Here is an 18,909-nt window from a genome sequence, read left to right on the forward strand (position 1 = left end):
ACGTGACCGGACACGGACACCGGACGGTTTCGCGACCGGACGCCGGGTGGGGCTAGACTTCGGCGAGGCCCTGGCGTGTTCTTCCGTCCCGGGCCCAACATCCGTCAGCAGCCGCTGCATGAGGAGCCACTGAGTTGTCACGTCGCCTGTTCACCTCCGAGTCGGTCACCGAAGGCCACCCGGACAAGATCGCCGACCAGATCAGTGACGCGATTCTCGACGCCATGCTCAAGGACGACCCCAAGAGCCGGGTCGCCGTCGAGACGCTGATCACTACCGGCCAGGTCCATGTCGCAGGCGAGGTCACGACCGAGACCTACGTCGACATCCCCGGCGTCATCCGGGAGAAGATCCTGGAGATCGGCTACGACGCTTCCCACAAGGGCTTCGACGGCGCCTCCTGCGGCGTGTCGGTGTCCATCGGCGCGCAGTCGCCCGACATCGCCCAGGGTGTCGACGACGCCTACGAGCACCGCGTGGGCGGCGACGCCGACGAGCTCGACCGCCAGGGCGCCGGCGACCAGGGCCTGATGTTCGGCTACGCCTGCCGCGAGACGCCGGAGCTGATGCCGCTGCCGATCACGCTCGCGCACCGGCTCGCCCAGCGCCTGTCCGAGGTCCGCAAGACCGGCAAGGTTCCCTACCTGCGCCCCGACGGCAAGACCCAGGTCACCATCGAGTACGACGGCGACAAGCCCGTACGCCTCGACACCGTGGTCGTCTCCACCCAGCACGCGGCCGAGATCGACCTCAAGGAGATGCTCGCCCCCGACATCAAGGAGCACGTGGTCGACCCCGTGCTCGACGGGCTGGAGATCGAGACCGAGGGCTACCGGCTGCTGGTCAACCCGACCGGCCGCTTCGAGATCGGCGGCCCGATGGGCGACGCCGGCCTGACCGGCCGCAAGATCATCATCGACACCTACGGCGGCATGGCACGCCACGGCGGCGGCGCGTTCTCGGGCAAGGACCCGTCCAAGGTCGACCGCTCGGCGGCCTACGCGATGCGCTGGGTGGCCAAGAACGTCGTCGCGGCCGGGCTGGCCGATCGGTGCGAGGTGCAGGTCGCGTACGCGATCGGCAAGGCGCAGCCGGTGGGTCTGTTCGTCGAGTGCTTCGGCACCGAGAAGCTGCCGGTGGAGCAGATCCAGGCCGCCGTGCTGCGGGTCTTCGACCTGCGTCCGGCCGCGATCATCCGCGACCTCGACCTGCTGCGCCCGATCTACTCCGAGACCGCCGCCTACGGGCACTTCGGCCGTGAGGGCTTCTCCTGGGAGTCCACCGACCGCGCCGAGGCTCTTCGGACGGCTGCCGGTCTCTGACCTACCCGGTCTCCGGTTTCTTGCAGGTGCCGCATCCGGCCCGTTGAGGGTCGGGTGCGGCACTTGTCGTCGGCTAGGGTGGTTCGGTGCGGGCGTTGGGCTGATCTCTCGGGGGTCCCAGGCTCGCCGGCGACTGTCGGCTGATCTCTTGGGGTCCCGGGCTCGCCGGCGACTGTCGGGCTGACTTGCTCTTCCGTCGCGCCTGGGGCTCGGGGGCGATGCCGGGCTGGTTCCTTGGGCGTCGGAGCCGGTGGGCGGGCGTCAGGGTTCGTCGGCGGTGGTCGGTGTGGGGCGAGGGGAAGGCGGCTTCTGGTGGGGGCCTCGCTTCTTCGGTGAGGTGGGCTGGTCCGCCTTCGCGAGGTCGTGGCCGTCGGTGGGCGCGGTTCTGCGTGCTTGGCCCGTCCTGTGCGCTGTCGGCCCGCGGGGGCGGTGTTCCTGGCGGGGAGCGCCTTGGCGTGCGGCAGGCCCCCTTGGGTGATCTCCGAGGGGTTCGTGTGGTGGGCGTTGTCCGGGGCGTTCGGGCTGGTGGGCTGCTCGGGTGGCCGGTGGGGGCCGGTCGCCGGGGTGATGCGGGGCCGTGCGCCGGTGGTGTGGGGATGGCGGGGCGCGGGGTCTGGTAGACGTTAGTGCGTGACCCACTCCGACGACGCCCTCCTGCCGCTCGACGCCGTGCGGCCTCCTGCGTCGTCCAAGGACACCAAGGGGGCGGTGGTCGCGGCGCCCGAGCGGCCCGTGGCGCGGGTGGTCGTCGACAGCCCGCTGCCGCACCTCGACCGGCCCTTCGACTACCTGGTGCCCGCCGCCATGCACGAGGCGGCCCGGCCGGGGGTGCGGGTGCGGGTGCGGTTCGCGGGCAAGCTGATCGACGCGTTCCTGCTGGAGCGGGTGGACGAGAGCGATCACGAGGGCAAGCTGACGCCGCTCGAACGGGTGGTCTCTCCCGAGCAGGTGCTCACGCCGGAGATCGCCGGTCTGGCGCGGGCGGTGGCCGACCGTTACGCCGGCACCCTCACCGACGTGCTGCGCCTGGCCGTTCCGCCACGCCACGCCAAGGCCGAGGCCGAGGTCCCGCCCCCCGCTGACCCGGCCCCGCCGCCCGCCCCCTCCGGCGAGGCGGCGCAGAGTGCTTCCGCCACCGTGGCGCCGGCCGTTGGCAGCGAATCTCCTGCCGTGACCCACGCCGGCGGGAGCGGGTCTCCCGCCGTCGCGGTCGCGCAGGTCGCTCCGGGCGCGCCTGCTGAGGACGGGGGAGCGCAGGGCGTGGCGGGCTCGTCCTTCCCGGGACGGGTGCCGGAGCCCGCGGCGTCGCCTCCGGTGAACGAGCTGGCCGAGCAGGACGGCGCCCGGCAGGCGGCGACCCGCGCGGACGGCCGGGCGGCGGCCGGTCCGGCCCACGTGAACGGGGACGCCCCCGAGCGGGCGGCAGAGGGCCGCAAGAGCGCCTGGGACGCCTACCCGACCGGCCCCTCGTTCCTGGACGCGCTGCGCCACGGCCGCGCCCCCCGGGCCGTGTGGTCGGCGCTGCCCGGCGCCACGGGATGGGCCGGGGCCATGGCGGAGGCGGTGCTCGCCACCCTCGACGGCGGGCGGGGAGCGGTCCTCGTGGTGCCCGACGGCAAGGACGTCGCGCTGGCGGACGCCGAGTTCGAGCGGCTGCTCGGCCCCGGCAGGCACGTGGCGCTCACGGCCGACCTCGGACCGGCCGAGCGGTACAGGCGATGGCTGAAGGTCCTCAGAGGCCAGGTGCGCGCCGTCGTGGGCACCCGGGCCGCCATGTTCGCCCCCGTCGCGGAGCTCGGCCTGGTGGCCATCTGGGACGACGGCGACGACCTGCACGCCGAACGCCTGGCCCCCTACCCCCACGCCAGGGAGGTCCTCGGCCTGCGCGCCCACCGGACGGGCGCGGCCATGCTGATCGGCGGCTACGCGCGTACGGCCGAGGCCACCCAGCTCATCGCGGCGCGCTGGGCCAGGCCGATCGTGGCCGCCCGCACCATGATCAGGAGTTTGGCCCCGCGGGTGCGTCCCGCCGGTGAGGACGCCGAGCTGGCCAAGGACCAGGCGGCCCGGCAGGCGAGGCTGCCCAGCCTGGCCTGGCGGGCGCTGCGCCAGGGGCTGGAGAGCGGGCCGGTGCTGGTGCAGGTGCCCAGACGCGGTTACCTGCCGGCGCTGGCCTGCCGCCACTGCCGTGCCCCGGCGCGCTGCGTCCTGCCGCCCACCAGAGTCGCCCCGCACCTGGCCGCACCGCCGGCCCTGGTCGAGGCGGGAGCACGCGCCGAGGCGGAGCCGGAGGCCGGGACCCTGGCCACCGCCACGGACGCACCGGGCGCGACGCCGGAAGGACACGGGAGCGGGGAGTCGCAGTGCCACGGGCCGCTCGCGCTCAGGGCCGGGCACGCCGCCCCCTACTGCCGCTGGTGCGGCCGGGTCGACGCCGACTGGCGGTGCCCGTCCTGCGGCAGCCCCCGGTTGCGTGCGGTCGTCACCGGCGCCAGGCGCACCGCCGAAGAGCTGGGCCGGGCCTTCCCGTCGGTGCAGGTGCGCACCTCGGGCCGCGACGGCGTGCTGGCCGGTGTGCCGGCCGCGCGCGCCCTCGTGGTCGCCACGCCCGGCGCCGAGCCGGTGGCCGAGGGCGGCTACGCGGCGGCCGTGCTGCTCGACGGATGGGCGCTGCTCGGCCGGGCCGACCTGCGGGCGGGGGAGGAGACGCTGCGCCGGTGGATGAACGCCGCCGCGCTGCTGCGGCCGTCCGCCGAGCTGGTGGTGCTCGGGGACGCCGGGCTGCCGGCCGTGCAGGCGCTGCTGCGGTGGGACCCGATCACGCACGCCGAGCGCGAACTGGGCGACCGGGCCGAGCTGGGGTTCCCGCCCGCGGTGCGGATGGCGACGCTGACGGGTTCGGCGAGCGCCGTCCGGCAGATGCTCGACGAGGTGCGCCTGCCGCCGGACGCCCAGGTGCTCGGCCCCGTCCCGGTGGACGAGTCGGGCCTCGAACGGGCCATGATCCGGGTACGGCGCGGCGGCGGGGCGGCGTTGTCGGCCGCGCTCAAGGGGGCCAGTGGGGTGCGTGCGGCGCGTAAGACACCAGATGTCGTGAGGGTGAGTGTCGACCCACTCGACCTGATTTAGACCGTTTCCCCGATTCGCTCATCTGTTGGTCAGCCGTTAGCGTGCCCCTGTGTCGATCGAATGGGTGAACCAGGCCATCGACGACCTGCGCGCATGGGGGCGCGCGCGGGAAGTCGAAGTGGACGCGGACGAGGTCCGCCTGCTCTGCGACTACGCCAGCGACTATCTCAACGTCAACGAACTGCGCGACTTCACGCCGGAGACCTTCGACGAGCTGCTGCTGTCCATCTACCCGCGCAAGGTGATCGCGCCGCCGGAGAGCGCGCCCGAGACCGTGGCGGCCGCCCGCACTCTGGTGGACTACCTCGGCGAGGCCGGCCACGTCAGCCCGGCCACCGTGGCCGGCATGCGGGCCCGGCTCGACGACATCGGCCCCCGCATGCCCGAGGCCCTGGCCGACCCGGCCAACTTCGGCATGGCCAAGAGCCTGTTCAGCTCGATCGGGCCCGAATCGCTCGAACAGGCGGTGCCGATCCCGTCCGGGGAGCTGCCCGACCTGGGCGAGGCGCCCTGCGACTGTCCGGGCTGCACCCCGCTGCCCGCCGTCCGGCTGGCCTCGGAGGAGGAGCTGGCCGAGGCGCTGCGGACCGTTCCGAAGCTGGCCGGCGGCCCGCCACCGGGCGACGGCGAGCCGCTGGGCGCCTGGGCCGAGACCGTGGCCCGCCTGCTGGAGGACGACACCGGCGGCGAGATCACCGGCCACGCCGAGCTCGACGAGGGCCTCTACGACCTGTTCGACATGCTCTACCGCCTCCAGGCGCCGGTGCCGCTCCAGGTCGTCGCCGACTACCTGGAGGAGGTCTCGGGCGAGGGCGGCATCGACGTGGCAGGGGCGCTCGACCGGCTGGCCGGGTGGGGCATGGTCCGCCTCGACGGCAAGGCGGCCGAGCTGACGCCCCTGGCGGTCTGGGGGCTGCGCGAGCACTACCTCTCGCTCGGCCTCGACGCCCCGATCGCCCCCGACCTGGGCGAGGCCGACGCGCGCGGCCTCATCGAGGGGCTGCTCGAAGGGCTGCCCGCCGAGCTGGCCGAGCAGGACATCACCCGCTGGCTGTCCGGCCGCGCGCCGGGGGAGGCCGCGGCCGAGCTGCTGACCGCCGCCTCCGGCGCGCCCGCCGTGGCCCGCGGCATCGCGATCACCATCGTCGACCGGCTGGGCGCCGAGGCCGAGCCGCAGGTGCGCGACCACCTCGACGACCAGGAGCTGCGCCCGCACGTCATACACTGGCTGGCCGCACGTGGTCTGGGCGCGCCGCCGCTCACCCAGGACGAACTGCTCTGGGTCAGCGTCGACATGCTCGCCCTGGCGATGCCGGCCGCGCGGGAGGATCCGGAGATCTTCGCCGAGAACATGGCGGCGTCCGGTCCGCCGGCCCATCTCATCGAGGAGATGTGGCGGGTCGACCACCCCGACGTCGTCGAGGTTCTGGAGCTGCTCGGACGCTCCATCCCCGACGACACGGTGGCCAAGGCGGCGCGCAAGGCGGCGTTCAAGGCGCGCTCCCGGGCCATCCGTTGAGTACGCCCTTGTGACTGCTGTGCAGTAAGTTTCCTGGGTGGCAAACAATGTCTTCGACCTCGCCGAGCTGCGCAAGCTGATCGATGAGCAGGCCGCCGTGCCTCCACGGCCACCTGAGGAGACCTCCGTGGAGCACGAGGCGCTGACCTTCCCGCCCGTCCTGCTGGCGAGCGACGCCGAGCTGGCCCGCGCGGTGCCCGCGGTGCCGCTCGTCGCCGACGCCATCCGCCTGACCGCCTGGACGGGCAGCCGCGAGGTGGGCGCCGACGGCATGCTCGGCGAGTCCGACGCCAGGGCCGCCGCGGAAGAGCTGGGGCTCCAGGAGTCCCGGCTGCCGCTGATCTGGATCGTCGCGGTCAACACCGGCCTGCTGCGCATCCTCGGCGGCCGGGCCTCGCGCGGCCCGCTGTCGATGCAGCTCACGGTCGAGGCCACGCTGGAGTTCTGGGACGGCGTGGTGATGGACGTCCTCGACCGCGCCGACGAGGGCCTGACCGGCTCCTCCGTGGTCGACGACCACTTGGCCGAGATGCTGGCCACGATCTACTCGGTGCGCTCCGGCGTCGCCGTGGGCAACCTGGCCAGGGGTATCCTGCAGTCGCACGAGGTCGCCTGCGCGCCGGGCCAGGTCGAGATGCGCAGGCTGGCCGCCGCGCTGCCGGCCGAGCTGCTGGAGGCGGTCTCGCTGCTGACGTACTGCGGGCTGGTGGAGCAGACCGAGGCCGGGCGCACGGCGCTCACCCCGCTCGGGGTCTGGGCCGTCCGGCGCGACCTGCTGCGCGAGGGCCACGACGCGCCCACCGCCGCCGAGGTGCAGGTCTTCGCCGACCTGTCGGCCGCCGAGCTGGTCGAGGCGCTGGTGAAGGGCACCGCCACGCAGAGCGCCGTGGCGGGCTGGCTGGAGCGGCGGCCCCCCGAGGCGGCCGCCCGCGAGCTGATCGAGATCGCCGCCTCCGGCACCGCCGGGCAGCGCGGCGCGGTCGGCGCCATCCTGGAGGAGCTGGGCCCCGAGGCCGAGCAGCCCGTGCGGCAGGCGCTCGACCACCCGCTCACGCGCCGCTACGCCGCCTCCTGGCTGCACATCCGCGACCTGGAGGCCCCGCCGCTCAGCCCCGAGGACCACACCTGGATCGCGGTCGACAACCTCGCCGCGCTCATGCACCTGTCCGGCCCGGCCGCGGGCCGCCTCGACATGCCCGAGCCGGGCGAAGACCTGATCAAGCTCGTCGGCGAGATGCCCGCGGTCGGCCACCCCGACACGCTGGCCGTGCTCGACATGCTCGCCGGCACCCACGACGACCGGGCGGTGGCCAAGGCGGCGCGCAAGGCCGCCATGAAGGCCCGCTCCCTGCGCCACGACCGGCCGCCGGCCCACCGCCGGTAAACTGGGCTGATCCACGTTCGAGAACAGGAGTGAGCCCCTTGGCGATCCAGTCGATCCGGCTGTTCGGAGATCCGGTGCTGCGCACCCCGGCGGCCCCGGTCGTCGACTTCGACAAGGAGCTGCGCAAGCTGGTCAAGGACCTCACCGACACGATGATGGACGCCCCGGGCGCGGGCCTGGCGGCCCCGCAGATCGGCGTCGGCCTGCGGGTGTTCACCTACTACGTCGACGACCGGCTCGGCCACCTCATCAACCCCGACCTCGACCTGTCCGCCGACCTCGACGAGGAGGGCGAGGAGGGCTGCCTGTCCTTCCCCGGCCTGTCCTACCCGACGCCGCGGGCCGTCCGCGCCGTGGCCAAGGGCTTCGACATGCACGGTGAGCCGGTCACGCTGGAGGGCACCGACCTGATGGCCCGCTGCTTCCAGCACGAGACCGACCACCTCGACGGCATCCTGTTCATCGACCGCATGGACCCCAAGCAGCGCAAGCTGGCCATGAAGGCCATCCGCGAGGCCGAGTGGAGCGGCCTGTCCGCCCCCGTGATCAAGATGTCGCCGCACGCCACCGGCGGAAGGGCGCTCTGACGATGCGGCTGGTCTTCGCGGGCACACCCGAGACGGCGCTGCCGTCGCTGCGCATGCTGATCGACTCACCGCGGCACGAGGTCGTGGCCGTCATCACCCGTCCCGACGCCCAGTCAGGGCGGGGGCGCAAGGTCCACCCCTCGCCGGTGGCCGAGCTCGCGGAGGAGGCCGGCATCGAGGTGCTGCGCCCGGCCAAGGTCGGCGACCCCGCCTTCCTCGACACGCTGCGCGCGCTGGAGCCCGACTGCTGCCCGGTGGTGGCCTTCGGCGCGCTGTTGCCGCAGTCGGCCCTCGACGTGCCCCGTCACGGCTGGATCAACCTGCACTTCTCGGTCCTGCCCGCCTGGCGCGGGGCGGCGCCCGTCCAGCACGCGGTGCTGCACGGCGACGAGATCACCGGCGCGACGACGTTCCAGATCGTCAAGGAGCTCGACGCGGGCCCGGTCTACGGGGTCGTCACCGAGGAGATCCTGACCCACGACACCAGCGGCGCCCTCCTCGAACGCCTGTCGGTCTCCGGCGCCGGCCTGCTGGCCGCCACGCTCGACGGCGTCGAGGACGGCGCGCTGGAGGCCCGTCCCCAGCCGCTCGACGGCGTGACGATCGCGCCCAAGATCAACGTCGCCGACGCGCGGGTCGACTGGTCCAAGCCCGCCATGCGGGTCGACCGCCTGATCCGCGCCTGCACCCCCAGCCCGGGGGCATGGAGCGAGTTCAGGGGCCAGCGGGTGAAGCTCGGCCCGGCCAAGGTCGCCGTCCAGGCCGACCGGCTCGCGCCCGGCCGGATCCTGGCCACGAAGAGCCACGTGCTCGTCGGCACCGCCACCGACCCGGTCGAGCTGGGCGAGGTGCAGCCGCAGGGCAAGCGGGCGATGGGCGCCGTCGAGTGGGCGCGCGGCGTCCGGCTTGCGGGTGACGATGTCTTCGCGTGATCCCCGGCGGTTGCCGGGCGGGCCCACGGGCACCAAGCCGCGCGGCGCCGGCCGTCCGCGCCGACCGGCCCGCGACCACGCCCGCAACGCCGCCTTCGACCTCCTGCGGGCCGTCGACGAGCGCGACGCCTACGCCAACCTGCTCCTGCCGCGAATGCTGCGCGAGCGTGACATCCGGGGGCGCGACGCGGCGCTGGCCACCGAGCTGGCCTACGGCACGCTGCGCGGCCTCGGCACCTACGACGCCATCATCGAGATGTGCAGCGACCGCGCGCCCGACCCGGCCGTGCGCGACGCCCTGCGGCTGGGGGCCCACCAGCTCCTGCGCATGCGCGTCCCGCCGCACGCCGCCGTCGGCACCACCGTCGATCTCGTACGCCTGCGCATCGGGCAGGGCGCGGCCAAGTTCGTCAACGCGGTGCTGCGCAAGATCGGCTCGCGCGAGCTGGAGGACTGGATCCCCATCGTCGCGCCCGACTCCGACCAGGACCCGGTCGGCCATCTGGCCGTCGCCTACGGGCATCCCCGGTGGATCGTCTCGGCCTTCCGCGACGCGCTGGGCGGTGGCGGGGAGCTGGCCGATCTGCTCGACGCCGACAACGTCCGGCCGCTGGTGACGCTGGTCGCCCGGCCGGGGCGCAGCTCGGTGGCGGAGCTGGCCGAGGCCGGTGCCGCGCCCGGCCGTTACTCGCCGTACGCGGCCTACCTGCGCGAGGGCGACCCCGGGCAGATCGAGGCCGTGGCCGAGACCCGCGCGGCCGTCCAGGACGAAGCCAGCCAGCTCGTGGCGCTCGCCCTGACCCGCGTGCCGCTCGACGGCGAGGACGAGCTCTGGCTGGACATGTGCGCCGGGCCGGGCGGCAAGGCGGGCCTGCTCGACGCCGTCGCCACGTACGGCGACCTGGCCGGCCTCGACGGCGAGCGCCGCACAGGCGACGGCCCGGCGGCGGGCGACGGCGGTGCGGCGGGCAGTGGTGCGGCGGGCGACGGCCTGGTGGCGTTCCCCGGCGGGGCGCGGGTGCTGGCCGCCGACGTGCAGTACCACCGGGCGCGGCTGGTCTGGCAGACCACCAGGAGCGCCTCGGTCGTCACCGCCGACGGCACCGAACCCGCCTGGCGGCCCGGGGTGTTCGACCGGGTCATGCTCGACGCCCCCTGCACGGGACTGGGCGCGCTGCGGCGGCGTCCGGAGGCCCGGTGGCGGCGCGACCCGGCCAGCATCGCCGAGCTGGGCGCGTTGCAGCGGCGGCTGCTCGGCACGGCCCTCGACGCCGTGCGCCCGGGTGGGGTGGTGGCGTACGTGACCTGCTCGCCACACCTGGCCGAGACGCGCGTCGTGGTCGGCGACGTCATGGGCCGCAGGGACGACGTGGAGCAGCTCGACGCGCGCGACTACCTGCCTGAGGTCGACGGGCTCGGCGACGGCCCGCACGCGCAGTTCTGGCCCCACCGCCACGGTACGGACGCCATGTTCCTCGCCCTCCTCCGCAAACGTCCCTGACCGCCTCCTCGCCCGCGTGCCCGTGTGGTGGCGGGGGCGAGGCGGTGGGAGGGGGCGTCGAGGGGGAGCGGGCGGTTCAATAGACTGGCGCATCATGGCCGTACAGATCTCGCCCAGCATCCTCGCCGCCGACTTCGCGCGGCTGGCCGACGAGGCCGCCGCCGTGCCGAACGCCGACTGGCTGCACGTGGATGTCATGGACTACCACTTCGTGCCCAATCTCACCCTCGGGCTGCCCGTGGTGGAGTCCCTGCGCAAAGCCACCCAGACACCCCTCGACTGCCACCTCATGATCGCCGACCCCGACCGCTGGGCCCCCCAGTACGCCGAGGCCGGGGCGGGCAGCGTGACCATCCACGCGGAGGCGTCCAAGGCGCCGGTGCGGACGCTGCGCGAGATCCGGTCGCTCGGCGCCAGGGCGGGGCTCGCGCTCAATCCGGCCACGGCGGTGGAGCCGTTCGAGGGGCTGTTCGGTGAGATCGACATGCTGCTGCTGATGACGGTCGAGCCGGGGTTCGGGGGGCAGAAGTTCCTCGACATGGTGCTGCCGAAGGTGCGGGCGGCGCGGGCGATGATCGAGCGGCACGGCGGGTCGGTCTGGCTGCAGGTCGACGGGGGTGTGACGGCCGAGACGATCGAGCGCTGCGCGGAGGCGGGCGCCGACGTGTTCGTGGCCGGCAGCGCCGTCTACGGGGCCGCAGACCCGGTGGCGGCCATCGACGCCCTCCGCGCCGCCGCCACCCGTTGACCGTCCCCCGCCATCCGCCGACCTTTCCCCACCACCGTTGACCCTTCCCGCCACGGGCGTGCCTCGCGCGCTCCCGTGGCCCCTCCACCCCTCGGTGAGGTGTCCTCCGCGCAGGGCCGTTGCTCCATCGCCTCTCCAGGAGGCGTGCCCGCGCGCTGGTGCGGAGCCTTTGCGAGGTGCTCGGGCACTCCCGTGGCCTGTCCGTGAGGTGCGCACCGCAGCCCTGCCGCAGCGCCTCGGCCCCCGTCTGTCAGGTGCGGGTCCATCGGGGTGCGGGCCCGTTGCGGGCGCGGGCCCAGGGAGGGTGCAGGTCCGCTCGGGGTGCGCGCTCACTGGGGGCGCGGGCTCACTGAAGGTGCGAGTCCGCTGGGGGTGCGCGCTCACTGGGGGGTGGGTCCGCTGGAGGGGCGGGCTCACTTGGGGGAGGCGGGCCTGCTGGGAGTGTGAGGTCCGCTCGGGGTGCGGGGCTCGGCGGGTGGGAGGCGAGCTTCCGTGGAGGGATGGCGGAGGGGCGGGGCCGGGGTGGTGAGCGGAGCGTGAGCGTGGGGTGATCGTCCCGGGGACGCCTTCGGGGCGGGCGGCAGCGTGCCCTCGGACCGATCCACTTCGGTCACCCGCCTGAGATCAAAAGCCGCGACGTCGCGAAATATCAATCCCCGACCTATTGATCAGTATGACGTGCGTCACTTTGAGATTGGGTTATTTTTTGTCAGGATTCTGTGACATACGCTGATCCGATAGCGCCGGTTACCGATCTTGATAGCGCACGTTCCCCCTGGTCAACCCCCATATAGGGCCATGATCGACGGCCGGGTGCCGCAGCGCTTAGTGACCTTACCGTTATGTCGAACTATTGCTGACTGTGATGTTTGGCTAGATATCCTGCGTTTTGATCGCCGTTCCGCGTCATGACTTTTCGCGGCGTAAGACGGTCTTTTTCCATTGCGGGGGTCTTCTCCTACCGGGGTTTCCGGGCCCTCGTTCAGTGCGAACGGAGGGTAATGGGCAAGTACCTGCTCCGCAGGTTGGCGATCAATCTGATCTTGGTCGCGATCGCGGCCAGCTTGGCTTACATGCTCGCCGCGACGACCATGAACCCCCGCGGCGCGTATGAAGGCCGCCAACCTCCCGTCGCCGAGGAAGTCATCGACGCCACCCTCGACAGCTACAACCTCAACGACAAGACGCCCGTCCTGGAGCGCTACGGGACCTGGGTCAAGGGCGTCGTCACGGGGGACTTCGGCAAGACCTGGAACGGCGGTTCGGTCAACGACGAGATGGGCCGGCGGATCTTCGTCAGCCTCCGGCTGCTGCTGGTGGGCACGATCCTCGGGTTCGTGTTCGGAGTGGCGCTCGGCGCCCTGTCGGCGATCAAGCAATATCGGGTGACCGACCGGGTGATCGGCGTCGGCTCGTTCGTGATCATGGCGATTCCGGTGTTCGTGCTGGCCACGCTGCTGGCGATCAGCGCCTACAACCTCAACCGCGGCCTCGGCTTCACGCTGATCGAGTTCACCGGCGAGTACAACCCCAAGCTGTCCGGCTGGGACCAGTTCGCCAACCGGCTGAACCACCTGATCCTGCCGACCATCTCGCTGAGCCTCGGCTCGATCGCCTTCTACAGCCGCATCCAGCGCAACATGATGCTCGACGTGCTCGGCCAGGACTTCGTCCGCACCGCGATGGCCAAGGGCCTGCGGCGCAGGACGGCGCTGGTCAAGCACGCGCTGCGCACCGCGCTGATCCCGGCGGCCACGTACTTCGCCTTCGCCTTCGGCACGATGCTCACCGGCGCCACCTTCACCGAGAAGATCTTCGCCTGGAACGGCATGGGCGCCTGGCTGGTCGACTCGATCAACCAGAACGACGTGAACTCGGTCGCCGCGGTCAGCATGTTCGCCTCCGTCTGCGTCCTGTTCGCCGGCTTCCTGTCGGACCTGCTGGTGGCGGCCCTCGACCCACGAGTGCGGGTGAGCTAAGTGCGTTCCAAGGTTGTTCTCGGGCGGATGCTGCGTAACCGGCAGGCCCGCTACGGCTTCATCGCCCTCCTGCTGCTGGTGGCGCTGGCCTACATCGGCCCCTTCTTCGGCGCCTACGACTGGACGGACAAGGACTTCCTGTCCTTCCTGTCGGCCCCCTCGTCCGACCACTGGTGGGGCACCACCACGATCGGCCAGGACATGTACGCCGTCACCCTGCGCGGCATGCAGAAGTCGATCATCATCGGCCTGCTCGTGGCGCTCATCTCGACCGGTCTGGCCGCCATGGTCGGCGCCTTCGCCGGGTACTTCGGCGGCTGGGTGGACCGCGTCCTCATGTGGGGCGTGGACCTGCTCCTCGTCCTGCCCAGCTTCCTGATCATCGCGATCGCCTCGCCGCGCCTGCGCGGCGCCTCCTGGCTCTGGTTCGTGGTCCTGCTGGCGGCGTTCGCCTGGATGATCACCTCCAGGGTGGTGCGCAGCATGACGCTCTCGCTCCGTGAGCGCGAGTACGTGCAGGCGGCCGTCTACATGGGCATCCCCCGCTGGAAGATCATTTTCCGGCACATCGTGCCGAACCTGTCCTCCTTGCTGATCATCGACGCCACCCTCAACGTGAGTGGCGCGGTCATCGGCGAGGCCGCGCTGTCCTTCTTCGGCTTCGGCATCCAGCCGCCCGACGTCTCGCTCGGCACGCTGATCGCCGAGGGCTCCCGCAACGCCACCGGCTACCCCTGGCTGTTCGCCTTCCCCGCCGGGCTCCTGGTGCTGCTGGTCCTGAGCATCAACCTCATCGGAGACGGCCTGCGCGACGCACTCGACCCGGGGAGCAACTCATGAGCATCCTGGAGGTTCAAGACCTCACCGTGACGTTCCCCGGCGGCATCGAGGCCGTGCGCGGCGTCAGCTACGAGGTGGCCCGCGGCGAGGTCCTGGGCATCGTGGGCGAGTCCGGTTCGGGCAAGTCCGTCACGTCCCTGGCGATCATGGGCCTGCTGCCGCGCAACGCCCAGATCAGCGGCTCGGTCAAGCTCCACGGCCAGGAGCTGATCGGGATGAAGGAAGACGACCTGGTCAAGGTCCGCGGCAAGTCGATGAGCATGATCTTCCAGGATCCGCTGTCGGCCTTCACGCCCGTCTACACGATCGGCGACCAGATCTCCGAGGCGCTGCGCGTCCACCAGAAGCTGAACAAGGACAAGGCCGCCAAGCGCGCGGTCGAACTGCTCGACCTGGTCGGCATCCCGCACCCGGACGTCCGGGCCAAGGCGTTCCCGCACGAGTTCTCCGGCGGCATGCGCCAGCGCGCGATGATCGCGATGGCCATCGCCAACGACCCCGACCTGCTGATCTGCGACGAGCCGACCACCGCGCTCGACGTGACCATCCAGGCCCAGGTGCTGGAGGTGCTCAAGACCGCCCAGCGCGAGACGGGCGCCGGCATCGTCATGATCACGCACGACCTGGGCGTCGTCGCGGGCATGGCCGACCGGGTGCTGGTCATGTACGCCGGCAAGCCGGTCGAGCAGGGCAACGTCGACGACATCTACTACCGGCCGCGGATGCCGTACACGATGGGACTGCTCGCCTCGATCCCCAGGATCGACGGCGAGGAGGGGCCGCTGGTGCCGATCGAGGGCAACCCGCCCTCCCCGGCGGCGCTGCCGCCGGGCTGCCCGTTCGCGCCGCGCTGCCCGATGAAGATCGACTCGTGCGACGACGAGGAGCCCCCGCTCACCGACGTCGGCGGCGGCAGGCACGTCGCCTGCATCCGCTCCCGCGAGATCGAGTACAAGGGCCTGACCGGCACGGACGTGTTCCCGGTCCCGGTCATCCCGGTCAGCGAGGTGGTCCGCGTGCCGCGCGAGCAGCGCGCGACGGTGCTGGAGCTGGACAACCTCATCCGGCACTACCCGCTGATGAAGGGCGCGGTGTTCAAGCGCCGCGTCGGCACCGTGCACGCCGTGGACGGCATCAGCTTCGACATCGCCGAGGGCGAGACGCTGGCCCTGGTCGGCGAGTCGGGCTGCGGCAAGACCACGACCCTGCAGCAGATCATGCAGCTCGCCCCGCCGCAGAGCGGCCGGATCGTCGTGCTCGGCCAGGACAGCGCCAAGCTTGGCCCGTCCGGGCGCAAGGCGCTCAGGGGCGACCTGCAGATCGTCTTCCAGGACCCGATGGCGGCGCTCGACCCGCGCATGCCGGTGGGCGACATCATCGCCGAGCCGCTGCGCGCCCACGGGCGCAAGAACGTCAAGCAGCGGGTCGCCGAGCTGCTCGAACTGGTGGGCCTGGCGCCCGAGTACGCCGAGCGCTACCCGCAGAGCTTCTCCGGCGGCCAGCGCCAGCGCATCGGCATCGCCCGCGCGCTGGCCCTGGAGCCCAAGCTGCTCGTCCTGGACGAGCCGGTCTCGGCACTGGACGTGTCCATCCAGGCCGGCGTCATCAACCTGCTGGACGAGCTGAAGAACACCCTGGGGCTGTCGTACCTGTTCGTGGCGCACGACCTGGCCGTGGTCCGGCATCTGGCCGACCGCGTCGCGGTCATGTACCTCGGCAGGATCGCCGAGATCGGCACGGTCGAGGAGGTCTACGACCGCCCCGCGCACCCCTACACGCAGGCGCTGCTGTCAGCGATCCCGCTGCCCGACCCCGAGATGGAGCGCACGCGCAAGCGGATCCTGCTCGAAGGCGACCTGCCCAGCCCGGCCGACCCGCCATCGGGTTGCCGGTTCCGCACGCGCTGCCCCAAGTTCGCCCTCCTCACCGAGGCCGAACGCCGGCGCTGCGTGGACGAAGAGCCCTCGGTTGCCCGGCTCGCGACCGCCGTGGACCACGGCGCCGCCTGCCACTACGCGGAGGAAGTCGAGGTCATCACGGCCTCGGACGATCAGGAGGAAAAGTGAAGGTTCGTTACCGGGCGGCGGCGGGAATCGCCGTCCTCGCCATGGCCGCGGCGGCTTGTGGCGGTGGTGGCGGCGAGGCCAAGAAGCCGAGCGCCGAGCAGTCGCAGCAGGCTCAGCAGCAGATGTCGCAGACCCCTGGCATCTCGATCAACCCCGTCGCGTACGAGCAGGTCAAGGACGGCGGCACGCTCACCCTCTCGGTCGGCCAGTGGCCGAGCCAGTGGAACGGCAACCACGTCGACGGCAACCAGCGCGACACGGCGGACATGCTGGACTCGCTGATGCCGCAGCTGATGGTCGCCGACTCCGAGGCCAACTTCAAGGCGAACCCCGACTACCTCACCGACGTCAAGATGGACCTGTCGTCGGGCAAGCAGGTCGTCACCTACACGCTGAACGAGAAGGCCCAGTGGTCGGACGGCACGCCGATCACCTGGAAGGACCTCGAGGCGGCGTGGAAGGCCAACAGCGGCAAGGACAAGAAGTTCAAGCCGGCCTCCACCGACGGCTGGGACCGCATCGAGTCGGTCACCAAGGGTGACAGCGACAAGGTCGCCATCGTGACGTACGGGAAGAACTACCCCGAGTGGATGGGGCAGTTCTCGCGCTCGCCGCACCTGTACCCGGCCTCCCACATGGAGACCCCGGAGAAGTACGAGAAGGACTACCTGCAGAAGATCCCGGTCACCGCCGGGCCCTTCAAGGTCGAGAGCATCAACGAGGGCACCAAGACCCTGACCGTGGTGCGCGACGACAAGTGGTGGGGCAGGAAGGCCAAGCTCGACAAGGTCATCTTCCGTACCATCGAGACCCCCGCCGCGCAGGTCAACGCCTTCGCCAACGGTGAGCTCGACGCGGTGGAGATCCCGCCGGGCAGCCCGGCCGACCTCAAGCGGGCCAAGGAGGTCCCGAACGTCGACGTCCGCAAGGCGCTCAGCCCGAACTGGCGGCACATCACCGTCAACAACCAGAGCGAGTTCCTGAAGGACAAGTCGGTCCGCCAGGCCGTCGCGTACGCGATCAACCGTGACGTGATCACGCAGTCCGACCTCAAGGACATGGACTGGCCGCTGCAGACGCTCGGCAACCACGTCTTCATGAACAACCACAAGGCGTACGTCGACAACTCCGGCGAACTGGGCAAGTACAACCTGCCCAAGGCCAAGGAGCTGCTCGACGCGGCCGGCTGGAAGCAGGAAGGCGACGTCCGCAAGAAGGACGGCAAGGAGTTCTCGCTGAACTTCGTCGTCCCGGCGGGCCTGCCCTACGCCAAGACCGAGGGCGAGCTCACCCAGGCCATGCTCAAGGAGGCCGGGATCAAGCTGACGATCCGCCCGGTCCCCGATGACAAGTTCTTCACCGACTTCATCATCAAGGGCGACTTCGACCTGGTGCCGTTCTCCTGGATCGGCACGCCGCTGCCCCTCGGCGGCCTGCCCCAGATCTACAAGACCGGCTCCGAGTCGAACTTCCCCAAGGGCAGCGACCCGGCGCTGGACGCCGCGATCGACGCCGCGGTCAGCGAGATGGACCCGACCAAGGCCTACGAGCTGGCCAACGCGGCCGACAAGCTGATCTGGGACCAGGTGCACACCATCCCGCTGTACCAGCGTCCTGACATCCAGGCCACCAAGAAGACGCTGGCCAACTACGGCGCCTTCGGCTACCAGGCCGCCGACTACACGGCGATCGGCTTCACCGGCTGATCTCCGTAGCCTCGTCGAAAACCCCTGGCCGGTTCCCGGCTGGGGGTTTTTGGCATGGTTTGTCGTCCCACTGGGTAACTGTTCACTTATGGACGACGACTATGGGATCTTCGGCCCCGAGTCGGTGACCTGGCGGGTGATGGGGGAGCCGATCCAGCTCGTCGGCGGCTTCCGGGCGCTGCTGATGCAGGGGCTGCACCCCAGGGCGATGCGCGGCGTGCTGCAGAACTCGGCGCTGCTCGACCCGGCCGAGGCGTGGTCGCGCTTCCTGCGGACCAGCGAGTTCGTCCGGGTGCGCACGTACGGCACGCGCGCGGAGGTCGAGCGGGCCGGCCGCCGGGTGCGCAAGATCCACGCCACGCTGACCGCCCGCGACCCCGACACCGGCGAGACCTACCATCTCGACGACCCCGAAGCGCTGCGCTGGGTGCACGTCGGCGAGGTCGACTCCTACCTGACGGTGGCCCGCCGCGCCGGCGTGCGGCTGTCCGACGCCGACGCCGACCGGTTCGTCGCCGAGTGGCGGGGCGCCGCCGAGGTCGTGGGCCTGGACCGGGACGACGTGCCCGGCTCGGTGGCCGAGCTGCGCGACTACATCGACGGCCGGCGTCCGGGGCTGCGGCTCGTGCCCGAGGCCGCCCATCCGCTGCGGTTGTCGCTGCACACGCCGCTGCCCGGCGCGCTGTCCGCGCTGCGGCCCGCCGTGCCCGCGCTGACCGTGCTGGCCCTGGCCACGCTGCCGCGCTGGGCCCGCCGTCTGTACGGCCTGCCCGCCACGCCCGTCGGCGACCTGTGGGCCTCGGCCACGCTGCGCGCCCTGCACACCGGCATCGGCCTGGTCCCCGAGCAGGTCCGCTACGCGCCCTCGGCCCGCCGGGCGCGCAAGCTGATGGCTGCCTGAGCGAGCGCTTGTTCAAAAAGCGCGGGGGCGGTCGCGCTTTCCGTAATCGGCATGGCAAACTGGTACAAGAAGAGAGCTAGCGTGCTCCGGGGTCGGTGAAAGTCCGAACCGGCGGTTACAGTCCGCGACCCGGCCGATGCCATCGGCCGGTTGACCTGGTGAAATTCCAGGACCGACGGTTAAAGTCCGGATGGGAGGAAGCGCGCGAGGTGTCCGGCGTCCCAGCCGGGCTCCTGACGTGGTGCCGTGACGGCACCAGAAAACCCCCCGGGGCCCGCCGTGGCTTGAAGCTACT

At 71.8% G+C, this 18,909-nt stretch carries 13 protein-coding genes and 1 riboswitch; all 13 genes read left to right on the forward strand.

All coding sequences use genetic code 11. The features are described 5' to 3' along the window. The first annotated feature begins 134 nt into the window (after positions 1–134). Positions 135–1,322 carry a methionine adenosyltransferase gene (metK, locus tag ABZ459_RS09360; RefSeq protein ID WP_352322591.1) on the forward strand — a complete coding sequence of 396 codons (1,188 nt, stop codon included), beginning with the start codon at positions 135–137 and terminating at the stop codon, positions 1,320–1,322. A gap of 630 nt (positions 1,323–1,952) precedes the next feature. Then, on the forward strand, positions 1,953–4,451 hold the full coding sequence (locus ABZ459_RS09365) for a primosomal protein N' (protein ID WP_357967955.1): 2,499 nt from the start codon (positions 1,953–1,955) through the stop codon (positions 4,449–4,451). Between the two features lie 49 nt (positions 4,452–4,500). Continuing rightward, on the forward strand, positions 4,501–5,970 hold the full coding sequence (locus tag ABZ459_RS09370; protein WP_357967957.1) for a hypothetical protein: 1,470 nt from the start codon (positions 4,501–4,503) through the stop codon (positions 5,968–5,970). Positions 5,971–6,007: 37 nt separating this feature from the next. Continuing rightward, on the forward strand, positions 6,008–7,354 hold the full coding sequence (locus ABZ459_RS09375; protein WP_357967960.1) for a hypothetical protein: 1,347 nt from the start codon (positions 6,008–6,010) through the stop codon (positions 7,352–7,354). Positions 7,355–7,392: 38 nt separating this feature from the next. After that, a complete protein-coding gene (def, locus tag ABZ459_RS09380; protein WP_357967963.1) occupies positions 7,393–7,941 on the forward strand; it encodes a peptide deformylase in 549 nt (182 codons plus the stop codon). Between the two features lie 2 nt (positions 7,942–7,943). Continuing rightward, positions 7,944–8,873 (forward strand): methionyl-tRNA formyltransferase, encoded by a 930-nt coding sequence (fmt, locus tag ABZ459_RS09385; protein ID WP_357967966.1) that lies wholly within the window; start codon positions 7,944–7,946, stop codon positions 8,871–8,873. Next, a complete protein-coding gene (locus ABZ459_RS09390; RefSeq protein WP_357967969.1) occupies positions 8,860–10,374 on the forward strand; it encodes a transcription antitermination factor NusB in 1,515 nt (504 codons plus the stop codon). Before fmt ends, ABZ459_RS09390 begins: the two co-directional genes overlap by 14 nt. Positions 10,375–10,468: 94 nt before the next feature. Next, positions 10,469–11,122: a ribulose-phosphate 3-epimerase gene (gene rpe, locus ABZ459_RS09395; RefSeq protein ID WP_352353174.1), complete on the forward strand. Its 654-nt coding sequence runs from the start codon at positions 10,469–10,471 to the stop codon at positions 11,120–11,122. Between the two features lie 1,001 nt (positions 11,123–12,123). Then, a complete protein-coding gene (locus tag ABZ459_RS09400; protein ID WP_357967972.1) occupies positions 12,124–13,101 on the forward strand; it encodes an ABC transporter permease in 978 nt (325 codons plus the stop codon). Continuing rightward, positions 13,102–13,941 (forward strand): ABC transporter permease, encoded by an 840-nt coding sequence (locus ABZ459_RS09405; protein WP_357967975.1) that lies wholly within the window; start codon positions 13,102–13,104, stop codon positions 13,939–13,941. It abuts the gene before it with no gap. Next, entirely contained in the window at positions 13,938–16,007 is a 2,070-nt protein-coding gene (locus ABZ459_RS09410; protein WP_357967977.1) for an ABC transporter ATP-binding protein, read from the forward strand. Before ABZ459_RS09405 ends, ABZ459_RS09410 begins: the two co-directional genes overlap by 4 nt. Further along, a complete protein-coding gene (locus ABZ459_RS09415; protein WP_357967979.1) occupies positions 16,004–17,713 on the forward strand; it encodes an ABC transporter family substrate-binding protein in 1,710 nt (569 codons plus the stop codon). The genes ABZ459_RS09410 and ABZ459_RS09415 overlap by 4 nt, the downstream gene beginning before the upstream one ends. 88 nt (positions 17,714–17,801) lie before the next feature. After that, positions 17,802–18,614, forward strand: a complete 813-nt coding sequence (locus ABZ459_RS09420; protein ID WP_357967981.1) for an oxygenase MpaB family protein — start codon at positions 17,802–17,804, stop codon at positions 18,612–18,614. A gap of 77 nt (positions 18,615–18,691) precedes the next feature. Continuing rightward, positions 18,692–18,822: riboswitch (FMN riboswitch) on the forward strand. The last annotated feature ends 87 nt before the right edge of the window (positions 18,823–18,909 follow it).

It is taken from the genome of Nonomuraea sp. NPDC005692 (assembly GCF_040631115.1).
In the GTDB taxonomy this organism is placed as follows: Bacteria; Actinomycetota; Actinomycetes; order Streptosporangiales; family Streptosporangiaceae; genus Nonomuraea.

Coding starts and splice junctions, on each gene's coding strand:
- fmt (WP_357967966.1), top strand. CDS start 7,944: ATGCGGCTGGTCTTCGCGGGCACACCCGAGACGGCGCTGCCGTCGCTG.
- ABZ459_RS09390 (WP_357967969.1), top strand. CDS start 8,860: ATGTCTTCGCGTGATCCCCGGCGGTTGCCGGGCGGGCCCACGGGCACC.
- rpe (WP_352353174.1), top strand. CDS start 10,469: ATGGCCGTACAGATCTCGCCCAGCATCCTCGCCGCCGACTTCGCGCGG.
- ABZ459_RS09400 (WP_357967972.1), top strand. CDS start 12,124: ATGGGCAAGTACCTGCTCCGCAGGTTGGCGATCAATCTGATCTTGGTC.
- ABZ459_RS09410 (WP_357967977.1), top strand. CDS start 13,938: ATGAGCATCCTGGAGGTTCAAGACCTCACCGTGACGTTCCCCGGCGGC.
- ABZ459_RS09420 (WP_357967981.1), top strand. CDS start 17,802: ATGGACGACGACTATGGGATCTTCGGCCCCGAGTCGGTGACCTGGCGG.